The 23,024-nt window shown below is 61.3% G+C and carries 13 protein-coding genes and 1 tRNA gene; 12 read left to right on the top strand and 2 right to left on the bottom strand.

Annotation, left to right across the window (positions count from 1 at the left end):
• Positions 1–36 precede the first annotated feature (36 nt).
• The 3 genes from M2103_RS06930 (at position 37) to M2103_RS06920 (ending at position 6,456) form a co-directional block, all read left to right on the top strand.
• Positions 37–1,215: a rhamnogalacturonan acetylesterase gene (locus M2103_RS06930; RefSeq protein ID WP_277509598.1), complete on the top strand. Its 1,179-nt coding sequence runs from the start codon at positions 37–39 to the stop codon at positions 1,213–1,215.
• A 119-nt stretch (positions 1,216–1,334) separates the two neighbouring features.
• The gene (locus M2103_RS06925; RefSeq protein WP_277509597.1) at positions 1,335–4,286 is read left to right on the top strand and encodes a DUF4982 domain-containing protein; all 2,952 of its coding nucleotides are present in this window, start codon (positions 1,335–1,337) and stop codon (positions 4,284–4,286) included.
• A 262-nt stretch (positions 4,287–4,548) separates the two neighbouring features.
• Entirely contained in the window at positions 4,549–6,456 is a 1,908-nt protein-coding gene (locus M2103_RS06920) for a rhamnogalacturonan lyase (protein ID WP_345783547.1), read from the top strand.
• 162 nt (positions 6,457–6,618) lie between these two features.
• Here the strand turns inward: M2103_RS06920 and M2103_RS06915 are convergent, their stop codons facing one another.
• A complete protein-coding gene (locus tag M2103_RS06915; RefSeq protein ID WP_277509595.1) occupies positions 6,619–7,662 on the bottom strand; it encodes a LacI family DNA-binding transcriptional regulator in 1,044 nt (347 codons plus the stop codon).
• A 236-nt stretch (positions 7,663–7,898) separates the two neighbouring features.
• Between M2103_RS06915 and M2103_RS06910 the strand changes: the two genes are divergently transcribed.
• The 4 genes from M2103_RS06910 (at position 7,899) to M2103_RS06895 (ending at position 14,454) form a co-directional block, all read left to right on the top strand.
• On the top strand, positions 7,899–10,070 hold the full coding sequence (locus M2103_RS06910) for a hypothetical protein (RefSeq protein ID WP_277509594.1): 2,172 nt from the start codon (positions 7,899–7,901) through the stop codon (positions 10,068–10,070).
• Positions 10,071–10,120: 50 nt separating this feature from the next.
• On the top strand, positions 10,121–10,435 hold the full coding sequence (gene rhaM, locus M2103_RS06905) for an L-rhamnose mutarotase (RefSeq protein ID WP_108826304.1): 315 nt from the start codon (positions 10,121–10,123) through the stop codon (positions 10,433–10,435).
• Between the two features lie 128 nt (positions 10,436–10,563).
• Complete coding sequence (locus M2103_RS06900; protein ID WP_277509593.1) at positions 10,564–13,509, top strand: twin-arginine translocation signal domain-containing protein; 2,946 nt, start codon at positions 10,564–10,566, stop codon at positions 13,507–13,509.
• 48 nt (positions 13,510–13,557) lie between these two features.
• Positions 13,558–14,454, top strand: coding sequence for a rhamnogalacturonan acetylesterase (locus M2103_RS06895; protein ID WP_277509592.1), 897 nt, complete (start codon positions 13,558–13,560; stop codon positions 14,452–14,454).
• Positions 14,455–14,535: 81 nt separating this feature from the next.
• Here the strand turns inward: M2103_RS06895 and M2103_RS06890 are convergent.
• A tRNA-Ile gene (locus M2103_RS06890) sits at positions 14,536–14,611 on the bottom strand.
• Positions 14,612–14,753: 142 nt separating this feature from the next.
• Between M2103_RS06890 and M2103_RS06885 the strand changes: the two genes are divergently transcribed.
• The 5 genes from M2103_RS06885 to M2103_RS06865 all read left to right on the top strand — a co-directional run bounded on the left by M2103_RS06885 (position 14,754) and on the right by M2103_RS06865 (position 23,001).
• Entirely contained in the window at positions 14,754–16,838 is a 2,085-nt protein-coding gene (locus M2103_RS06885; RefSeq protein ID WP_277509591.1) for a thioredoxin family protein, read from the top strand.
• A 111-nt stretch (positions 16,839–16,949) separates the two neighbouring features.
• On the top strand, positions 16,950–17,858 hold the full coding sequence (locus M2103_RS06880; protein ID WP_277509590.1) for a 1,4-dihydroxy-2-naphthoate polyprenyltransferase: 909 nt from the start codon (positions 16,950–16,952) through the stop codon (positions 17,856–17,858).
• Positions 17,859–18,191: 333 nt separating this feature from the next.
• Positions 18,192–19,604: a 30S ribosomal protein S12 methylthiotransferase RimO gene (gene rimO, locus M2103_RS06875; protein WP_108826302.1), complete on the top strand. Its 1,413-nt coding sequence runs from the start codon at positions 18,192–18,194 to the stop codon at positions 19,602–19,604.
• 220 nt (positions 19,605–19,824) lie between these two features.
• Positions 19,825–21,735 carry a threonine--tRNA ligase gene (gene thrS / locus M2103_RS06870; protein ID WP_345783544.1) on the top strand — a complete coding sequence of 637 codons (1,911 nt, stop codon included), beginning with the start codon at positions 19,825–19,827 and terminating at the stop codon, positions 21,733–21,735.
• 129 nt (positions 21,736–21,864) lie between these two features.
• Complete coding sequence (locus M2103_RS06865; protein WP_277509587.1) at positions 21,865–23,001, top strand: PfkB family carbohydrate kinase; 1,137 nt, start codon at positions 21,865–21,867, stop codon at positions 22,999–23,001.
• Positions 23,002–23,024: the final 23 nt, after the last annotated feature.

The following is a 23,024-nucleotide window of genomic DNA, read 5'->3' as shown; positions in this document are numbered from 1 at the left end:
AACCCGACGCGCAAGATAGCTCGAATTTTTCAACCAATGATAAAACACATCCTCGTCACCACCATTCTGTCAGTCACGGCCCTCTCCGCCGCGCCGCAACGCATCGACATCGCCCCCGGCTCGATAACAAGTTCCTCGCCGTTCGTCTCCATCGACCTGCCCGAGGGCGTTTACGATGTCACCGTCCACCTCGGCAGCCCGGACGTCGCGTCCGATACTACCGTGAAGGCGGAGAACCGCCGCCTCATGCTTGAGTCGGTCAAGACGGCGAAAGGCGAAACAACCGCGCGCACCTTCACGGTCAGCGTCCACACACCGGACATCCCCGGTTCGGACAAAAAAGTGTCGCTCAAACCCAATGAAATCGGCGCCGCAAACTGGGACAACAAGCTCACGCTCGAATTCAACGGCCCGAGTCCCGCGGTCTCCGCGATTGAAATCGCGCGCAACGAAACCGCGCTGAATGTTTTTCTCGCGGGCGATTCCACCGTCACCGACCAGCAAAACGAACCCTGGGCCTCGTGGGGGCAGATGCTCCCGCGCTTCTTCGCGCCCGGCACGGTTGTCACCAACTACGCCCAGTCCGGCCTCGCGCTCGGTTCCTTCCACCGTCAGAACCGGCTCGAAAAAATCCTCAACACGCTCCGGCCCGGCGATTACGTTTTCATACAATTCGGGCATAACGACATGAAGGAGAAAAACGGCGGCGCGTTCACAACCTATGCCGGCAACCTCCGCGAATATGTCGACGCCATCGTCGCGAAAAAGGGCAGGCCCGTGCTGATTTCCCCCATGTATCGCCGCCGTTTTGATAAGGCTGGCAAACTCCAAAACACGCACGGCGATTATCCCGCCGCCGTCCGCAAAGTCGCGGAGGAAAAAAACGTCCCCTTCATCGACCTGCACACGATTAGCGGACGCCTCTTCACCGCGCTCGGCGTCGAGAAATCAAAGGATGCCTTTGTGTTTGCCCCGGCCAACACCTATCCCAACCAGCCCAAGGCCCTCGCCGACAATTCGCACTTCAGCAACTACGGCGCCTACGAACTCGCGCGATGCATAGTCGAGGCCATTCGCGTGCAGCTTCCCGAACTCGCCGTCCGCCTCGCTCCCGACGCCGGCAGATTTAACCCCGAGCACCCCGACGATCCGAAAAAAATCGCCATCCCTTCCAGTCCGTCCGCAGCCACACTCGAAAAACCCGAGGGAAGTTAAACACAATCCGTCATTCCAACACGGATCACACGAATAAACACAAATGCGGCGAAGTCCGCATCCGTGTTAATCCGTGCTCTCTGTCTCCAAAATAAACCATTTTCCGTCAGCCACGCTCAATGAATCAGCCCAAACTCCACGTTCTTCTCCTCGCCATCCTCGCATCGCTCGTTCTAGCGCCCGCCGCCCTTGCGCAACGCGAAACCCACAACCTCAATCTCGACTGGCGCCTGCACGTCGGCGACCCTTCTCGCGCCGATGCCAGGGACTTCGACGACTCCGCGTGGAAACTCGTCACGCTCCCGCGCGCGTGGAACGAGGACGACGCTTTCAGCAAGGACATCAAGGATCACTCGACCGGCGTCGCCTGGTATCGGAAACATTTCACCCTCACCGCCGCGCAGCTCGATAACACAAAAATATTCATCGAGTTCGAGGGCGTGCGGCAGGCGGCCGAGGTTTATGTGAACGGTAAGCACGTTGGCCGTGGCGAAAATGGCATCATGGCATTTGGCTTCGATATCACCGGGCAGCTCGTCGCCGGCGAAAACATCATCGCCGTGCGCACCGACAACGCCTGGGACTATCGCGAAAAGGAAACCAACCAGCGCTACCAGTGGGCCGACAAAAACTTCAACGCCAACTACGGCGGCATCACAAAAAACGTCCGCCTGCATATCACCAAAAAACTTTATCAAACGCTCCCGCTTTATTCGAACCTCAAGACGACCGGCGTTTATATATACGCCGTTGATTTTGATATTAAAAACCGCGCCGCCACGATTCACGCCGAATCCGAGGTGCGCAACGAAACCGGCAAGTCGCAGGCCGCCTTGTATACAATGGAAATCCCCGCGCTCGGCGTGAAAGTTTCCGCCGCGGCCCCCGTCAATATCGCCCCCGGCGAAACCGCCGTTTTGAAGGCAAGCGCGCGCGCCAAAAACATCGACTTTTGGAGCTGGGGGCACGGCGCGCTCTATGATGTGCGCACCACGATCTCGGTTGCCGGCAAAACCGTGGACACCGTCACCACGCGCACCGGTTTCCGCAAAACCGAATACGCCAACGGCATGATCACGCTCAACGACCGCGTCATCCAAATGCACGGTTACGCGCAGCGCACCTCAAACGAATGGCCCGCCATCGGCGCGAGCGTGCCCGCGTGGCTCAGCGATTTCAGCAACGGGCTCATGGTTGAAAGCGGCGGCAATCTTGTGCGCTGGATGCACATCACACCCTGGAAACAGGATGTCGAATCGTGCGACCGCGTCGGCCTCATCCAGGCGATGCCCGCCGGCGATTCCGAGCGCGACGTGACCGGCCGCCGCTGGGAGCAGCGCGTCGAGGTCATGCGCGACGCCATCATCTACAACCGCAACAATCCGAGCATCCTCTTCTACGAGTCCGGCAACAACGGCGTCTCAGAGGCGCACATGATCGAAATGAGGGCACTGCGCGACAAATACGATCCGCACGGCGGGCGCGCCTCGGGTTCCCGCGACATGCTCAACAGCAAAATCGCCGAATACGGCGGCCATATGCTTTATATAAACAAAAGCGCGCGCATCCCTTTTTGGCAGATGGAGTATTCGCGCGACGAGGGTTTGCGCAAATATTGGGATGACTACTCGCCGCCTTATCACAAGGATGGTGACGGCCCGTTATATAGAAACGCGCCCGCCGCCGTCTATAATCGCAACCAGGACTCCCATGCCATCGAGAACATAGTGCGCTGGTATGATTACTGGCGCGAGCGTCCGGGCACCGGGCGTCGCGTGAACAGCGGCGGCACCAATATTATATTTTCCGATTCCAACACGCACCATCGCGGCTCCGAAAACTACCGCCGCAGCGGCGAGGTTGACGCCATGCGCATTCCCAAGGACGGCTTCCACGCGCACAAGGTCATGTGGGACGCGTGGGTCGATATCGAGCGCCCCGCCGCGCACATCATCGGTCACTGGAACTACGCGCCCGGCACCGTAAAAAACATATGCGTTGTATCGAGCGCCGACGCGGTTGAGTTGTTTCTCAATGGAAAATCGCTCGGGCGCGGCGCGCAGTCGCACCGGTTTCTTTATACATTTGAAAACATTGCCTGGCAGCCGGGCGAACTCCGCGCGGCCGGTTATGACACCGCCGGAAAAAAAGTCACCGAAGCCGTCATCCAAACAGCCGGCGAACCGGCAGCCTTGCGCCTGAAAAACATCGGCAAGGCAAACTACCACGCGGACGGGCACGACCTCGCGCTGGTCGAGTTCGAGGTCGTCGATGCCGATGGCCGCCGCTGCCCGACCGCGCTCGACTTGGTCGAGTTTGAACTCGACGGTCCCGCCGAATGGCGCGGCGGCATCGGGCACGGGCGCGCCGACAACTACATTCTTTCGAAAACGCTGCCGGTCGAATGCGGGGTGAATCGCGTCCTGATTCGCACCACGCGCCAGCCCGGCGCGATCACGCTTCGCGCCCGTTCGGGTTCGTTGCGCTCCGCCACGCTCACGCTCCACTCGGTCGAGTATCCGTCGCACAACGGCCTCGCCGCCTTGCAGCCCGCGCCGGAAATCGCCCTCCCGGATCGCGGCCCAACACCAGCGGGTCTGTCGTATAAAATCTCGCGCACACCGGTCGGGGTGGTTTCCGTGCGCGCCGGCTCAAACGCCGCCGATGCCGCCAAGAGTTACGACGATGATGAGACGACGGCGTGGACGAGCGCGAACGATCTCGCCGGCGCGTGGATTGAATACACGCTTGAGCGTCCCGCGAAGCTGGACGAAATCACATTGCGGCTCACCGGCTGGCGCCAGCGCAGTTACCCGGTGAGCATTACGCTCGACGGCGTTGAGATCCACCGCGACGCGACACCGAAGAGTCTCGGTTATGTGACCCTCGCGGTGAAGCCCGCCGTCGCTGGCAAGGTCGTGCGCATTGAGTTGCAGGGCAGCTCCGAGGCGCGCGACGCCTTCACCATGAGCGAAGTCGCCGCAAAGGAAAACGCCTCCACCGGAGCCGACAAAATCGGCGGCAAAACCCTGAGCATCGGCGAGGTTGAATTCTACGAAATATTAAAATAGTTGGGCGAACCACGCTTGTGCCCGGGAGCGCGGGCATCCTGCCCGCAAGACAATGGACGGGGCGAAAAATCCCCAATTTTGGGGAGGCGCAGCGAATGCGCGCTTCGGTATTCTTTCCATCATGCGCCAACTGCATGGCGCGATATGCAATCAATCCTCAAGCTCCTTTATGCGCATGAAAAAATTCCACCCGATCCCACTCTGCATCCTCGCCGCCTCCCTCTTGCTTGGAGCCGTCGCCGCCACCGCCGCGCCGTCGCAAATGGAGGCGCTTGACCGCGGGGTTGTCGCGGTGCGCGCGACCGAGTCGTCCGTCTTCGTGAGCTGGCGGCTGCTCGGCACGGAGGCGTCCGACACGGCGTTTGATATTTACCGCTCCACCGACGGCGGAGCGCCCGTGAAACTCAACACGGCGCCCCTCGCCAAGGCCACGCACTTCACCGACAAATCCGCCGATTTCTCGAAAACCAACACCTACTCAGTGCGCGTCATCACCGGCGAACAAAGCTTCCCCGCAGCCGCGAAAAAAACCTCGCTCAACACGCTCCGGCCAAACGCGCCCGTGCGCCAATACATCTCTATCCCGTTGCGCGTCCCCGAGGGCGGCGTCACACCCGCTGGAGAATCCTATACCTACAATGCCAACGATTGCTCGGTTGGCGACCTCGACGGCGACGGTGAATACGAGATCATATTAAAATGGGATCCGACCAACGCGCACGACAACGCCCACGACGGCCACACGGGCAATGTGCTTATCGACGCTTACAAACTCGACGGCACTTTTCTCTGGCGCATCGACCTCGGAAAAAACATCCGTGCCGGCGCGCATTACACACAATTCCAGGTTTATGATTTCGACGGAGACGGCTTTGCCGAGGTCGCCTGCAAGACCGCCGACGGCACCATCGACGGCGTTGGCAAAATCATCGGCGACGCGAACGCCGACCATCGCGGCACGGAAGGCCGCCACACCGGGCGCATACTCTCCGGCCCCGAATACCTCACCATTTTCAACGGCAGGACCGGCGCGGCCATGTCCACCGTGCGATACCACCCGCAACGCGATCCCGAAAACCGCGACGACAATCCGGACGGCGCTCGTCAGAGGGAAATCTGGGGCGACGGCAACGGAAACCGCATCGACCGTTTCCTCGCCGCCACGGCGTATCTCGACGGAAGCCGCCCGAGCCTCGTCATGTGCCGCGGTTATTACACGCGCGCCGTGCTCGCCGCGTGGGACTGGCGCGACGGCAAGCTCTCGCAACGCTGGGTTTTTGACAGCGAGGACGGCACGCCCGGCAACAAACAATACAACGGCCAGGGCGCGCACAGCGTGACCGTCGGCGATGTCGATGGCGACGGCTGCGACGAAATCATCTACGGCGCCGCCGCCATCAACAACGACGGCAAGGGGCTCTACTCGACCGGGCTCGGCCACGGCGACGCGCTGCACATGAGCGTCATGGACCCGGATCGCGGCGGGCAGCAGGTGTTCATGGTTCACGAAAGCCGGCGCTCGTATGGCGACGCGGGCATCGAATACCGCGACGCGCGCACGGGCACGCTGCTCTTCGGCGTCGGCCCCAAGGGCGACGAGTGGGGCAAAAAAGCCGACGTCGGCCGCGGTGTCGCCGCCGACATTGATCCGCGCACAAAAGGTTGCGAGATGTGGGCCAGCTACGGCGCGCTTTACGACAACAAGGGCAACATCATTTCAAAAAAGCCCCCGCGTGAAAAAAACTTCCTCATTTGGTGGGACGGCGATCTCCTGCGTGAATTTCTCGACGGCGACTCGCGACGCGGGCGCGCGTGGATATCGAAATGGAATTGGAAAACGCAAACCTCCGACATGCTTTTGTCCGATCCCGAGTGCGTGACCAACAACGGCACCAAGGCCACGCCCTGCCTGAGCGGCGACATCTTTGGCGACTGGCGCGAGGAAGTGATCTGGCGCACGAAGGACAACAGCGAACTGCGCATTTACACGACGACGATCCCGACGGAGCACCGCCTCCGCACGCTCATGCACGACCGCCAGTATCGCCTGGCGATCGCGTGGCAGAACACCGCCTACAACCAGCCGCCGCATCCCGGGTTTTATCTCGGCGAAGGCATGACGCCGCCGGCGAAACCAAACATCGTCACGGCAGCCCGCGACGAAAGATAAATGCCATTAGCAAGCTCGGTTTGACCTTTGAAAGGGTGGGGCGCGCTCGCCGAGCGCGCCGGGAATTAAAAGTGGCAGGACGGCGGGTCGCAGAACGCGGTGGCGTTCTGAACGGCGAAGCCGCGCTGCTTTTTAACGCCCAAAAATAATCGCAAGGGATGCTTATTTCTTTTTCAGGTTCCGCACCGTCGGGCCGTCAACCCATTGGGCGGGCACGGTTGTCGTGGTGCGCAGCTCGGGGACGCCGCATTCGTTGCGGTAGAGTTGGCCTATGACGAGTTCGATGCCGCGCGCGCCGAGAATGCGCGGTTGGAGGTTCAGGCCGGCGCAGGGCACGTCGGGGTTCATCATTGTGTTCAGGCAGCAGAAACCGTGCGACTGCGGAACCTTCGCGCCGCACTCGCGCATCCAGTCGAGCACCTCGGCGCGGTGGCAGAGCACGACGTCGGGTTTGTATTTCTTGAACCACTTGGAAAAGTCCGCGCGGTTGATTTCTCGCGACAGGAGCGAGGGAACCTTGGTTGCGTTGTTGTTGTAGTGGTGCTGGTAGATTTGGTAGGCGGCTTCCCATCGGTGGAAGAGGCGCTCGTCGTGGTGTTGTTGAATCACGAGGCCGGGGCGCTTGTAGCCCAGCGACTGGAGGCGGTGCAACGCCATGAGCATGGCGCGGTAGTGATTGGGGCAGATATTGTGGAGCGCAGGCTGCTCGATCACGTAATCGGTGTAGATGCTGGCGTAGCGCGACCAGTTGATTTTTGTGAGGTCGGGATTGTCGCTGACGGGGAGCAGGAACACGCCGCGGATGCCGCGCGACTGGAGTATGGTGTCGAGTCGCTGGGGCGTCATGCCCTCGTGCCCCACGATGAAAACCTCGGCCTTGAAACCGAGTTCCTCCGCGCGCTCAATGGCGCCCTTGGTGAGTTCGCGGTGGTAGCGCGCGGAGCTGGGCGCGCGTCCCGCGGGACCGTCGAGATCGACGATGGCGATCACGCCGCGAAAGGTGGTCGCGCGCGAGCGGCGCATTTCGGACATGAGCGCGCCGGCGAGCGGGTTGTATTGATAGCCGGCGGCCTTGGCGGCGGCGTGCACGCGCTGGCGCGTCTCGGGCTTGACGCGGGGATTGTTGCGGAGGGCCTCGGAAACGGTGGTGTGCGAGAGGCCAAGGGTCTTTGCGAGATCGCGGAGTGAGGGGGCTGTTGAGGACATGGGTGCTTCTTACTGTCAGAGAGTTGGCTGTTCGCGAAAGACATCAAGCTTGTTTCACATGTAAATGTTAATGTTGCCGGCGCAAGCCGGGTTGAATGTGCTGAAAATGCGCACGCGCCCCGTTTCGCTTTCCCCGATGACAAACACCCGTAACCAACCCTCCATATCTGCCCCTAAACGCACTGCGGCGGGTTGTTCAATTTCATCAATCAAATAACCCAAACTCGCATTATTTTATGAACGGCATCCGAATATTGGACATCCTGGTGGTTCTCGCTTATTTCGCGGCGATTGTTTACATCGGGAGGCGCGCCAAGGCCGCCTCGTCAAAGGGCGAGGAGAGTTACTTCCTCGCGGGCCGCAAGCTCGGCAAGCTCTACCAGGCGTTCCTCAACTTCGGCAACGCCACCGAGCCGCAGGGCGCGGTTTCCAACGCGAGCTTCGTTTACAGAAGCGGCGCGTCGAACGCGTGGTATTCGTTCCAGACGGTGTTCATCAACCCGTATTACTGGTTCATGAACGTGTGGTTTCGCCGCGTGCGCCTGCTCACGATGGCCGATCTTTTTGTCGACCGTTTCAACAGCAAGGGCATGGGCGTGTTTTATTCGCTGTTCCAGATTTGCGTGGCGGTGCTGCTGATTGGTTTCGGCAGTTTCACGGCTTACACGATCACGGCGTCGCTGGTGAACAAGGCCGAGGCTTCATGGACGGTTGAGGAGCGCGCCGCCGTCGAAAGTTTCCGCGAGTTGCGCGCCCTCGAAACACAACAGCGCGTGTCGATCATCGCCGCCGAGCTGGCGGATTTGAATGCGATCGCGCCCGGTGCGCTCACCGGCGCGCAGCGCGCCCGAGTCGCCGAAATCACCCATGACATGGCGGCGGACACGAAGAGTTTTGAAAACATCACCCCGCTCACGCCCGCGCAGCAGCAACGCCTGGCGGACTTGCGCGACGCGAAGGCGCGCGGCGATATATACAGCAATGTGTCGGTGCTTCGCCCGCCTGTGTATAAATGGGGTTTTTATATAATGTTTATCGCGGTCGTGGGCGCGTATATGGTGCTCGGCGGCATGCAGGCCGCGGCGGTCGCGGAGGCGTTGCAGGGCACGCTGATTATTATTTTCTCCATATTGCTCATCCCGACCGGACTCTACGCGATCGGCGGCTGGGGGCAGCTTGCCGAGAGGGTGCCTGCAAAGATGTTCGACTTGTTCGGCGGCTCGCTCACGGGCTGGAGCATATTTGCGATCACACTGGTAAGCCTTATACAAATGAACGCGCTCAGCCCGAACATGAACATCATGGGCTCCGCGAAAAACGAAACCGCCGCCCGCATGGGCGTGACCGGTCTCTACGGCAAACGCCTGATGATCATTTTGTGGACGTTCGCGGGCCTGATTGCCGCGGCGCTCTTTGTCGGGCCTGACGCGCTTGCCGATTCCGACACGGCGTGGGGCATGCTTTCCGAGCGGCTGCTCGGCCCGATCCCCGGATTCATCGGCCTCATGCTCGCGGGGGTTATCGCCGGCGTGATGTCGAATCTCGCCGCAAAATCCATCGCGGTTTCGGCCTTGTTCACGCGCAACATCTACCGCGTGTTCAATCCCGCCGCCAGCGAGACGAAAAGTGTGTTTGTTGCGCGGTGCACCATTTGCGTGGTTCTGGTCGTCGGGCTTTTCGCCGCGACATTCATGAAGGACATGATGGCGGTCGTTAAGCTCGTCATCACCGTCAACGTGCCCTTTGGCGTGCTGATCATGGTTATGTTCTTCTGGCGCCGGGTGACGCTGCCCGCCGCGTGGACGGCGATCATCGTGGCGATCGCGCTCAATGTCGCATTCCCGATTGTCGCGCCGTGGATTCCGGCGATGACCAACAACCAGTCGCTCGCGATTTCCTCCATTGAAAAGGATGGCAAACCGGCCCCCGTTTACTGGGAGGTTGTCACCCGCGTGGACAAGGACAATCCCAACAGTCCGCTGAAAGGCAGCGGCCGTTTCGACATGGAGAACTTCATGGCCACCAAGCTCGGCATCGTCGACTCGGCCACGATGAGCGCGCGCAATCGCGAAAACCTCCGCTACTATGTGGACGCCGCGCTGCCCTTCATCGTTCTCATTCTCATGAGCCTCCTGACGCGGAACCGCAACCCCGGGCAGGTCGATTTCTTCTACGGCAAAATGAAAACACCCGTTGGCGACACGCCCGAACTCGAGGCGCAGGCCATCGAGGAAACGCGCCGCAACCCGCGCCGCTTCGACCACACCAAGCTCTTCGGCAAAAACTCGTCGTGGGAATTTGGAAAGTGGGACAGGCAGGACGCCGTCGGGTTTGTCGCATGTTGCGCCGCCTCCGGCGCCATCATCGCGCTCTTCTGGGGCCTGCTCAAACTGGCCTCGGGAGGATAAACGTCGTCTTCAAATTCCGATTTAAATCGAACAGAAAAACAACTCCAACAATGATCCGCAAAGCATTCGTCATGAGCGTGAATCCCGGCAAGGAAGCCGAGTATCAGCGCCGCCACAATCCCATCTGGGCCGATCTCGCCGCCGAGCTCAAGAGCCACGGCAGTCACAACTACTCGATCTTCCTCGACCCGAAGACACTTCAGCTTTTCGGCTACGTGGAAATCGAGAGCGAGGAACGTTGGGCGCAAGTCGCGCAAACCGACGCCTGCCAGCGCTGGTGGAAGTTCATGGGCGACATCATGCCGAGCAATCCCGACAACAGCCCGGTGTCGCGCGACCTGAACGAGGTTTTCCACCTCGAATAATAACAATACTGTTTGATATTAACCACGGAGGCCCCGGCGAATCACGGAGATCGGAATAATATAATCTCCGCATTCCTTCGTGCCCTCCGTGGTTAAATTTTTATATTAAAATCGCCCAATCTTATAATATGAAAAACGCCCCCATCACCCGCCGCTCCTTTGTCAAAAACGCCGCCATCGCCGCGGCCGCCGTGCCGCTCGCCGCGTCGCTCGCGCGCGGCGCCGACGCCAGGGCAGCCAAACCCGCGAAAGCCGCGTCCATTTCGCCGGACGTCAAAACCATCCGCTGGCTCGACGGCTCCGCCCCCGCGATCAATGTCGGCGCGACTTTCGGCACGCCGTGGCCGATGGGCGCCGCCGCGAAGGATACTGATTTCGCGCTCCGCGACACTTCCGGAAAATCCATCCCCGCGCAAACCTGGACAACCGCCTGGTGGCCCGACGGCTCGATCAAATGGACCGCCACCGCCGTGCCCGCCGGAATCAAAATCGGCAACGACCTCGATCTCGCCCCCGGCAAACCCGCCGCACCCGCGAAACCGGTCTCGGTAAAAAATTCCAACGCCACCGTAGAGGTGGACACCGGCGTGATGCGTTGTGTCATCGCAAAATCGGGCGATGTGCTCGTGCAAAAAATCACGCGCAACGATTCGAAAAACAAACCGGTTCTCGTCAATGGCCGCCTCGTCGCGCTCAGTTCTTCCGCGCCCGACCTCGACGGCTCCGCCGGCTCGCAAACCACGACCGCGTTTCAAAGCAAAATCATAGCCGTCACCGTCGAGCAACGCGGTCCCGTGCGCGCCGTCGTGAGGATCGAGGGCGTTCATGCGCGCTGCGCGCTAATGAAGAATGAAAAATGGATAATGAAGAATGAAAAAACCGGCAATGGTGACACGCCCCTTCAGGAAAGTTCGGTCCATTCTTCATTATCCATTTCTCATTCTTCATTAGGCGGCGAAGCCGCCGCCACCTGGCTGCCGTTCACCGTGCGCCTCTATTTCTACGCCGGCGGCGAATGCGTGCGCATGATGCACAGCTTCGTTTTCGACGGCAATGTGGAGAAGGATTTCATTCGCGGACTCGGCGTGCGCTTCGAGGTGCCCATGGCCGACGCGCCCTACGACCGCCACGTTCGTTACGTCGGCGAGGGACGCGGACTCTGGGCCGAGGCCGTCATGGGTCTCACCGGCCTGCGCCGCGATCCCGACCAGCGCGGCAGCAACGCAATCAAGTCCGCCCAACTCGCCGGCCTCGCCTGCCCGCCACTGTCCACGTTCAACAAGCAAGTTTCCGACCGCATTCAATACATCCCCGAATGGGGCGACTCCACGCTCACGCAACTCTCCGCCAACGGCTTTGCCATCCGCAAACGCACCAAGGCCGGGCACGCCTGGGTCGATGTCGACCAGGGCACGCGCGCATCCGGCACCGGTTACATCGGCGGCGCAAAAGGTGGCGGCGTTGTCTTTGGCCTCCGCGATTTCTGGCAGCGCCACCCTGTGCAACTCGATGTGCGCAACGCCCACACCGACGCCGCCGAGGTCACCGTCTGGATGTATTCGCCCGAGGCACCGGCGATGGACCTGCGCTTCTACCACGACGGCATGGGCATGGACACGTTCAAGAAACAATACGACGGCGGCCTCATCATCACCTACGAGGATTACGAACCCGGCTACGGCGACGCGCACGGCATCGCCCGCTCGAGCGAGCTGTTCCTCTGGGCCGTCGCCGCCACGCCCTCGCGCGACACCATTGCCGATATGGCCGCGCTCGTCCGCAATCCCGCGCACCTCGTTTGCCCGCCCGCGCGCATCCATGCCGCAAAAGTTTTCGGCGACGTTTGGGGCCTGCCCGACACGTCCACACCCGTGAAAGCGGCGCTCGAAAAACGCCTCGATTGGCAGATCGATTATTACCAAAAACAAATCGACCAGCGCCATTGGTATGGATTCTGGAACTACGGCGACGTGATGCACTCCTACGATCGCGACCGCCACGTTTGGAAATACGACGTCGGAGGCTACGCGTGGGACAACTCCGAGCTCTCGCCCGACCTCTGGCTCTGGACCTACTACATGCGCACGGGCCGCGCCGATGTCTTCCGCCTCGCCGAGGCCATGACGCGCCACACCGGCGAGGTTGACACTTATCACGCCGGGCAATTCGCCGGGCTCGGCACACGCCACAACGTCCAGCACTGGGGATGCTCCGCGAAACAAGTCCGCATCTCCACCGCCGCCTACCGCCGCATCTACTATTACCTCACCGCCGACGAACGCGTGGGCGACATCATGCGCGAGCTCCTGGACGTGGACAAAAAACTCAACGACATCGACCCCGCCCGGAAACTTGAAAATGCCACGCCGCTCGGCGCCTACGATTCGCGCGTCAGCTTCGGCACCGACTGGGCCAACCTCGCCGTCGCCTGGCTCACCGAATGGGAGCGCGGCGGCGACATGAAGTATCGCGACAAACTCCTTCGCGGCATGCGCGACTGGGGCAAAATGCCGCTCGGCTTTTTCACGAGCGACCGCTACGGCTACAAAATCGCCGACGGCAGCCTCGAGCCGCTCACCGTGCGCGGCCGTCCCGGCAACAGCACGGCGACCATCGGCGTCTCGCACCTCGATTCCGTTTTCGGCGCAGTCGAAACCTTCGCCGAGCTCATTCAGCTCACCGAGGGCCAGCCCGAATACGAAGGTTTCAAAAAAGTCTGGCTGCACTTCTGCACGCTTTACAATGCGCCGAAGGACGAGAAAAAGGCCGCGCTCGGCGCCGATGTCCGCGGCGGCAGTCTTGCGCAAGCCCACTCGCGTCTCACCGCCTACGCCGCGAAGATGACGGGCGACAAAAAACTCGCCGCCCGCGCCTGGAGCGAATTCTTCCGCAACGACGCCGCCGACCATGGTGATTCCTCCGGCACGCGCCACTTGCTGGAAACGAAACGCATCGAAGGCCCGACCGTGCTGAATCCTGTTGACGAGGCCGCCTGGGTCTCGACCAACGACGCCTCCCAGTGGGGCCTCGCCGCCATGCAATGCCTCGCCCTCGTCGGCGACAGCATTCCGTAAGTGGGCGCGGTGGTGAACAATCGGCACTGCATTTGGTATATTTTCATCATGCGTCATCTCACACTTATCACACTCGGTTTGCTCACACTTTGCCTTGCCAGGGCGGCGACAGGCGCGGCCTCGGATGATCGTCCGGTTGAGGACGCTTCCAAGGCGGGTCTCGTCAAAAAAGAGCGCGCCGAGTTGCCGACGCTCTGGGTTATCGGCGACTCCACCGTGCGCGTCGGCACCAATGGACAGCGCGGCTGGGGCGACGAACTCAGGCCGTTTTTCGACACGGCCAAAATCAACATCGTCAACCGCGCCATCGGCGGACGCAGCTCGCGAACATTTCTGACCGACGGACGCTGGGACGCCATTTTAAAAGAGCTGCGCCCCGGTGATGTTGTCATCATGCAGTTCGGGCACAACGATGCCGGCCCCATAAACGAAAAGCCCCCGCGCGACTCCAAGACGCGTGCGCGCGGCACTATTCGCGGCAATGGCGACGAAACCGTTTTTGTTGAAAAAAACATTATCACGGGAAAGCCCGAAACCGTTCACAGCTACGGCTGGTATATCCGCAACTACGTGGCCACCGCCAAGTCCAAGGGCGCGATTCCCGTGGTCTGCTCTCCGGTGCCGCGCAAAAGCTGGGACTCGGAATCCGCGAGCGCCAAAATAAACCGCGCCTCGGGCAGTTATGGCTTGTGGGCGCGTCAGGCGGCGGAGCAGTCCGGCGCGCTGTTTGTCGACCTCAACGAGATCATCGCGCGCGGTTACGAAAAACTCGGGCGTGCCGCCATCGAGCCGTTTTTCGCCGACAAAGGCACGCACACCACTCGCGAAGGCGCGGCTTTCAACGCCCGTGCCGTTGTCTCGGGCCTGAACAGTTTCAAGGATGATAATCCGCTGGCCGCGTATCTTTCCGAGGAAGGCGGGAAGGTTCCGGCGTTTGTCCCCTGATCCCAAACGTCATAAACTTTCTCGCCGCATTGCACCCGCCCGGCATCCCGAACGCGCGGGAAACAACACCGGACAAAAAATTGGTGGGCCCTGTGGGATTCGAACCCGCAACCAAGGGATTATGAGTCCCCTGCTCTAACCGTTGAGCTAAAGGCCCCCGAAAGTTTGCAAAGAAAGAGGGATATTTCCGCTTCCTGCAATAAAAACGAACGTAAAAATCAAAACAGCCCTTTCTATTTCATGCGCGGCTGGCAAAAGTGGGAAAAATCTGCATGGTTCCGCTATTCGCCAAATTTGTCATGGTTTCACGTTTCCGTTTAGTCTTCGCGCTGGTCGTCGTTTCCGGATTTCTTCCGGTTGCAAGCGCGCCCGCGTTTGCCTCCTTGTTTTCGTTCGGCGGTTCGCAACAGGTGCGGGCGTCGTTGGTCGCGCTCGACGAGTCCGTCCAGCCGGGCGGGACGGTGACCGTGGCGCTCAAGCTCGAGCACGCGCCGCGCTGGCACACTTACTGGATCAACGCCGGCACGGGTTTGCCGACTACGATCGCGTGGGAGCTTCCCGAGGGCTGGCGGGCGGGCGAAATCCAGTGGCCGGTGCCGTCGCCCATCAAGGATCATCAGGGCAACATTACCGGCAACGGATACGACGATGTCGTTTATCTGCCCGTCACGCTCACGGCTCCGGCAAACCTTGCGCCCGGAACAACAATCACCCTGAAGGGCAGGGCCGACTGGCTCATGTGCGCCGATGTGTGTGAACCCGGTGGCGCGGATGTTTCCGTCACACTGCCCGTGCTCGCGGCGGCGCCGAAACCGTCCGCGTTGCGCGCGAAGGTTTTTGCGACACCGCCCATGCCGGAAAAAACAGGCAGCGCCCGCGTGACGGCCTCGCGCGCGCCGGGGGCGAAAAATGTGACGCTCGTTTTTTCGCCGTCGCCGGTTTTGTCGAATGACGCCGCGCCGCATTTTTTCGGACGCGACGCGTTGATTCAATACGACCGGGCGCAATCCGCCAAAATCGCAAACGGCGCGCTTTTGCTGACGCTGCCCGTGTCCGATTCTTACGAGGGCGATGGCCGGCGTCTCGCCGGCGTGCTCGCGTTCACCGATGCGAAGGGCGTTTGGCGCGGTTATGACATCGACGCACCGGTGAGTCTTGCGGGCGAATCGCAATCCCGCGCCACTGCGGGCGGCATTTCGACAAGGATTCTTCTGCTCGCGTTTGTCGGCGGGCTCATCCTCAACCTCATGCCGTGCGTGTTTCCGGTGCTCGGCATAAAAATCCTCGGCTTCGTGAACCAGGCCGGGGCGTCGCGCCGCAAGGTCACGCTGCACGGCGTCGCGTTCACGGTCGGCGTGCTGGTTTCGTTTTGGGCGCTGGCGGGATTGCTGGCGGTGCTGCGCGCGGGCGGCGAACAACTCGGCTGGGGCTTCCAACTGCAATCGCCGGTTTTCGTTTTTGCGCTGGCGGCGCTGCTGCTGATTTTTGCGATGAGCATGAGCGGCGTGTTTGAGTTCGGGCTTTCGGCGACATCGGTCGGCGGCGGCTTGCAAACCAAGGGAGGCTACGCCGGATCGTTTTTCACGGGCGTGCTGGCGACTGTCGTGGCTACGCCGTGCAGCGCGCCGTTTCTCGCGCCCGCGCTCGGCGCGGCGCTGGCCATGTCAACGGGCGAGTCGTTTTTCGTTTTCACGGCAATCGCGCTCGGGCTTTCGACGCCGTATCTGCTGCTCTCGATTTTTCCCGGCGCGGTGAAAGTGCTGCCGCGTCCCGGCGCGTGGATGGAAACATTCAAGCAGGCGATGGCGTTTCCGCTCTACGCGACCGTCGGCTATCTGGTTTGGGTGCTCGCGGGGCAGCTTTCCGAAAACGGACTTTTGATGGCGCTCTTCGCGTTTGTTTTGGTTGCGCTGGGCGTGTGGTTTTACGGGCGCTACGCGGCTCCGGGCAATTCGTCCAAACGCAAAACCATCGGCATCGCGGGCGCGCTTGTCTGTCTGCTGCTCGGCGGCTTGCTTGGCTGGCCGCGCGCGGCGGCGCCGACGGATATTGTTTGGGAAAAATGGAGCCCGTCGGCGGTCGCCTCCGCGCAAGCGTCGGGAAAAACGGTGTATGTCGATTTCACCGCGCGCTGGTGCGCGACCTGCCAGGCGAACAAAAAACTCGTGTTCAGCTCGGACGAGGTGAACCGCGTGTTTCGCGACAAAAACATCGTCGCGCTCAAGGCCGACTGGACAAACAAGGACGCGCAAATCACCGCCGAGCTCGCGAAGTTCGGCCGCTCCGCCGTGCCCTTCAACCTGGTCTACAAACCCGGCGAGCCGGAGCCTGTTGTGCTGCCGGAATTGCTCACGCCCGGCATCGTGCTGGATGCGTTGAAATAGAAAATAGACGACCGCAAAGACGCACAAAAAAGCGCAATAAAACAGCCCGCCGGTTTGTTTTTCTTTTTGCGCCTCTTGCGCCTTTTTGCGGCTATTGAGTCGAAAACAAAAATGTCCAACGCCGCCGACAAACCCTCCGTATTGAAAATCTGGATACTCGCCTCGCGTCCGCGCACGCTGCCGGCGGCGGTTGCGCCGGTGATGGTCGCGTCGGCGCTCGCATGGCACGACGGCATGTTTCACTGGGCCGCGGCGCTGGCGTGCCTGCTGTTCGCTTTGTTCATCCAGATCGGCACCAACTTTGCGAACGACTATTACGATTACGTGAAGGGCGCCGACACCGCCGAGCGCGTGGGGCCGAGGCGCGCCGTCGCGATGGGGTGGGTGAGTCCGCGCACGATGCGCGCGGCGATGTGGATTGTGTTCGGCGTGGCGTTCGGGTGCGGGCTGACGCTACTGCGCTTCGGCGGATGGCCGCTGCTGGCCATCGGCGTGGCGAGCGTGATCTGCGGCATCGCCTACACGGGCGGCCCGTATCCACTCGGCTACAACGGGCTCGGCGATGTTTTTGTTTTTGTGTTCTTCGGTTTTGTCGCCGTGGGCGCGACTTATTTTGTGCAGGCAGCCACGGTCACGGCGGCGGCGTGGGTAGTTGGCGCGGGCGTGGGCGCGCTGGCGGTGAACATCCTCGTGGTGAACAATTATCGCGACGCCGAGACCGACGCGCGCGCGGGCAAGCGCACGCTCGTGGTGCGATTCGGGCGCGGATTTTCGCGCGCGCAATTCGCGTGCGGTTTGCTGGTCGCGTTTGCTGCGCCGGTTGTGTTGTGTGCGCGAGGTTACTCGTCGTGGACGCTGCTGCCGCTCGCGCTCGCGCCGATGGCGTGGACGCACGCGCGCCGGCTGCGAACCGGCAAAACGCCGCCGGAGCAGATCGCGCTTTTGGGCGACACGGGCAAATTGCTCGCGCTTTACGCGGTGCTTTTCAGCGCGGGATTGTTGTTGGGAACGCGGACTTGACTCGCGGCGGGCTGTTTCGTCACTCTTTCACCTTTCACCAACCAAAACCACAAACATTTATGGGCAAACAATACAACAAAACCATCAAGAAGAAGCGCCGCATCGCCTATCTTAAACGCAAGAAAGCCGCTGCCAAAAAAACCGCCAAGGCCGCGAAGAAATAAGGTTTTGCCAACGGAAGTTTTCGTTTCCGAACGCATTTCAACCGCAGCCCCGTGCTGCGGTTTTTGGTTTAGTAGAATGATTTTTATCCAACCACGGAGAACACGGAGAGCCCGGAGAAAAACAAATCAATGGTTTCCGGCTCCGCGCCCTTCGTGCTGATTTCTTCTCATGATCAGCGTCAGTCTCATTTCCCTCGGTTGCGCCAAGAATCTCGTCGATAGCGAGATCATGGTCGGGCATTTGCGCAAGGCCGGCATGAACGTGATCCCCGAGGCCGCGAAGGCCGATGTTGTCATCGTCAACACCTGCTCGTTTCTCCAGTCCTCCAAGGAGGAGTCGATCAATACGATTCTTGAGGCGCATCAAAACCGCGGCATGCGCAAGCGCCGCAAGGAGCAAAAGCTGATCGTCGCCGGTTGCATGGCGCAACGCTACGCGAAGGAGCTGCCCGACGCGCTCCCCGAAGTGGACGCCTACCTCGGCCTCGACCAGATCACCAAGGTCGCGTCGATCATCGAGGAGATTTATGAAAAGGAGCGTGCGAAAAACGCGGCCTCCGAAACTTTCGTTACGCCGCGCTCGAGTTACATTCCCGACTACGACACGCCGCGCTTCCGGCTCACGCCGCGCCACTACGCCTACGTGAAAATCGCCGAGGGCTGCAATCATCCGTGCACGTTTTGCGTCATCCCGCGGATTCGCGGACGCCACCGCTCGCGCACCGTCGAAAGCGTGGTCGCCGAGGCGCGCCGGCTCGTCGCCGAGGGCGTGCGCGAGATTAACCTGATTTCGCAGGACACGACGTTTTTTGGCATGGACACCTGGGCGCAGCGCCCCAATCCGCGCACGCCCGTCGATTCGGCGCGCGGCTCCGCGCTGACCACGCTCATCCGCGAGCTGCAGGCGATCCCCGGCGATTTCTGGATACGCCTCCTCTACACGCATCCGGCGCATTGGAGCGACGAGTTGATTCGCACCATCGGCGAATGCACAAAAGTGGCGCGTTACATCGACATGCCGCTGCAGCACATCAGCGACCACATGCTCGGCGCGATGCAGCGCGAGACCAACTCCGCCTACATTCGCGATTTGGTGCAACGCATCCGCGCGGGCGTGCCCGGCATCGCGTTGCGCACGGCGTTCATCGTGGGCTTCCCCGGCGAAACCGCCGCCGACGTCGATGAACTGTGCGAGTTTATCAGCGAAACGAAATTCGAGCGGCTGGGCGTTTTCCGTTATTCGCAGGAGGAGGGCACGCGTTCCGCAAAAATGAAGGGGCAAATCACCGCGAAGCAAAAGGAGTCCCGCTGGCATCGCACGATGGCGCTGCAAAAGGAAATCGCGTCGGAGGTGAGCCGCTCGTTTGTCGGACGCACCCTGCGCGTTCTGGTCGAGGAGCCCGGCGTCGCCCGCGGCGAAGCCGACGCGCCCGACATCGACGGCCGCGTGTATGTGCCGAAGACCCTGCCCGTCGGTGAATTCGCCGAGGTAAAAATCACCGGCTACCACGACTACGACCTGCTCGCGCTCCCGCCCGGCGAAAAACCGGCGAAGTTCAAGACGGCGAAGCAGGCGCAGTGACGACTGTGGGGCGTGGTTGCCAGAAACACAGAGGGCGTCGCAAAAATTTGCCAGAAATGCGCATGCGCCGCTTCGTTCGTATGCGCATCCTTATGTCTCATGAAATTTCGAGATGCGTTCCGTAATACATCCATCGAGGATTTTTCATAGCCAACGGCCCGCAAACTTTCTTTCCTTCAGCCTTTCAGTCCTTCAGTCTTTCAATCTTTTTCCAAACATCATGTCCATGACTCCGCTCGAAGAAATCCGTCACTCCTGCTCGCACATCCTCGCGACCGCGGTCCTCCGCGTTTTTCCCGAGGCCAAACTCGACATCGGGCCGCCGACGGACACCGGCTTCTATTACGACTTCGACCTCGACCACAAATTCACCATGGACGACCTCGCCAAAATCGAGGCCGAAATGAAAAAGGTCATCGACGAAAACCAAGCGTTCACCCGCAAGGAGGTTTCGCGCGACGAGGCCAAGGAAATCATCAAGAAAATCGGCCAGGAACGCTACAAGCTCGGCCGCCTCGACGACATCCCCGACGACGAAAAAATCTCGTTCTACCAAAACGGCGAGTTCATCGACCTGTGCGCCGGCACGCACGTGCGCTACACAAAACAAGTCAAGGCGTTCAAGCTCCTCTCCATCGCCGGCGCGTATCACCGCGGAGACGAAAAAAACAAGCAGCTCCAGCGCATCTACGGCACCGCGTTCCCAACGAAGGACGAACTCGCGCAATACCTCGAGCGCCTCGAGCAGGCCAAGCTCCGCGATCACCGCAAACTCGGCCGCGACCTCAAGCTCTTCCACATCGACGAGGACGTTGGCCAGGGCCTCATCCTCTGGACTCCGCACGGCTCAATCATCCGCCAGGAATTGCAGACCTTCATCAGCGAGGAACTTCGCAAACAGGGCTACTTCCAAGTCTTCACGCCGCACATCGGCAAGCTCGCGCTCTACAAAACCTCCGGCCATTTCCCCTACTACAAGGAGTCGCAGTTCCCCGCGTTCGCCGAGCCCGACCAGCTCGCGCGCATCGCCGGCGAAGGCTGCTCGTGCGCCGAAATGACCGCGCGCCTCGAAGCCGTCACCTCGCAATTCGCCGCGCAAATGAACGAGCGCACCGGCTCCAACATGATCACGCCCGACCGCGTCATGGACGCCGACAAGCTCCTCGACGGCTTCATGCTCAAGCCGATGAACTGCCCGCATCACATAAAAATCTTCGCCTCGCAGCCGCACTCCTACCGCGACCTCCCCGTGCGCCTCGCCGAGTTCGGCACCGTTTACCGCTGGGAGCAGTCCGGCGAGCTCAACGGCATGACGCGCGTGCGCGGATTCACGCAGGACGACGCGCACCTTTTCTGCACCGAGGAGCAAGTCGCCGACGAAGTGCTCGGCTGCCTCTCGCTCGTGAAAATCGTGCTCTCCACGCTCGGCATGTCCGACTACCGCGTGCGCGTCGGCCTCCGCGATCCCGACTCCAACAAATACACCGGCGACGCCGCCAACTGGGACAAGGCCGAGGCCGCCTGCCGCAACGCCGCCAAGACGCTCGGCGTGCCCTTCACCGAGGAGCCCGGCGAGGCCGCGTTCTACGGCCCGAAAATCGACTTCGTCATCAAGGACGTGATCGGCCGCGAATGGCAGCTCGGCACCGTGCAAGTGGACTACAACCTGCCCATCCGCTTCGACCTCTCCTACATCGGCCCCGACAACCAGCCGCACCGCCCCGTGATGATTCACCGCGCGCCCTTCGGCTCGATGGAACGTTTCTGCGGCGTGCTCATCGAGCACTTCGCGGGCGACTTCCCGCTCTGGCTCGCGCCCGAGCAAATCCGCCTCGTGCCGATCAGCGACAAGGTGCTCGACTACGGACGCGACCTGCTTGCGCAACTGCGCGCCGCCGGCCTCCGCGCGACGATGGACGAGCACAGCGACAAACTCGGCGCAAAAATCCGCCGCGCCGAACTCGAAAAAGTCCCGCACGTGCTCGTGCTCGGCGCGAAGGAAGCCGAGGCCAAGTCCGTCAGCGTGCGCACTCGCGCCGCCGGCGACGAAGGCGTGCAACCCTTCGCGCAATATCTCGAACGCGCAAAAACCGAGGTCGCCACCCGCGCGCTGGCAAGGAAAAAAGCGTAACGTAGGGGCGCACCTTGCGTGCGCCCTCGTGTGAATACACCTTGTGGATTCACGCGCAAACAGTCTTTCGCATGCCCAAATCAGGGCGCACGCAAGGTGCGCCCCTACAACGTCCCTACAACATTCACCATGTCCTTCCAGCAAACCACCCTCGCCGAACTTTCCCAAAAACGCGCCGCTTACGAAAAGCAGCCCAAGCACGCCCTCGTGGGGCTCGACGGATTTGTCGACACGATTGTCACGCCCGTCGCGCTTCGCACCGCGCAGGGCGACGCGTTCACGCCCATCGCCACGATCACCGATTTCGGCCAGCGCGTCCTGGGCGCCGCCGGCAAATCCACCAACATCGAGTTCTACCCGCGCATGGAAAAACTCGGCGGCAACGGCCCGATCATGGGCAATGCGCTCCTCGCCTCCGGCACGACACTCACCTACGTCGGCGCGATCGGCAAGGGCGGCGCGCACCCCGTCTTTGCCGACATGGCCGCGCGCGCGAGGGAGGCGATCTCGCTTTGCGCGGCCGCCAGCACCACCGCGGTCGAGTTCGAGGACGGCAAACTCATGCTCGGCCAGATGCGCTCGCTCGACGAAATCACCTACGAAAAACTCGTCGAGACACTCGGAGTTGACGGCCTCATAAAACAATTCGCCGCCGCCGATCTCGTCGCGCTCGTCAACTGGACGATGATCCCGAACATGACGGACGTTTACAAGGGCGTGCTCAAAAACGTCCTCCCCGCGCTTCCGCCGCGCGCCGCCGCGCAGCCGCGCCGCATTTATTTCTTCGACCTTTGCGACCCGGAGAAACGCGCCGCGCACGATCTGGTGGACGCGCTCAACGTCATCGCGGAATACGAAAAACACGGCGCCGTCACGCTCGGCCTGAATCTCAAGGAGGCGCAGCAAGTGCACGCCGCGCTCGGCCTCGGTCTTTTGGAGGGCGAGGAGGAAGCCGACCTGCGCGCCGCCGCGGGCGCCATCCGCAAGAAGCTCGCCGTCGCGTGCGTGGTCGTGCATCCGCGCAAATCCGCCGCGTGCGCCACGCCCGGGGGCGACTTTTGGGTGCCCGGACCGTTTTGCGAAAAACCGCTCATCACCACGGGCGCGGGCGACCACTTCAACGCCGGTTTCACAACGGGGCAGTTGCTCGGACTCAGCCCGCAGGCTTGCCTCGCGCTCGGCGTCTCGACCTCCGGGCACTACGTGCGCAGCGCGCACAGCCCGTCGCTCGCGGACCTCGAAACATTCCTCGCACGTTGGAAATAAATTCTCCATAGTCCGCGCATAAA

It is taken from the genome of Ereboglobus sp. PH5-5 (assembly GCF_029504805.1).
Classification (GTDB): domain Bacteria; phylum Verrucomicrobiota; class Verrucomicrobiia; order Opitutales; family Opitutaceae; genus Ereboglobus.
This window is presented reverse-complemented; position numbering and strand designations above follow the sequence as displayed.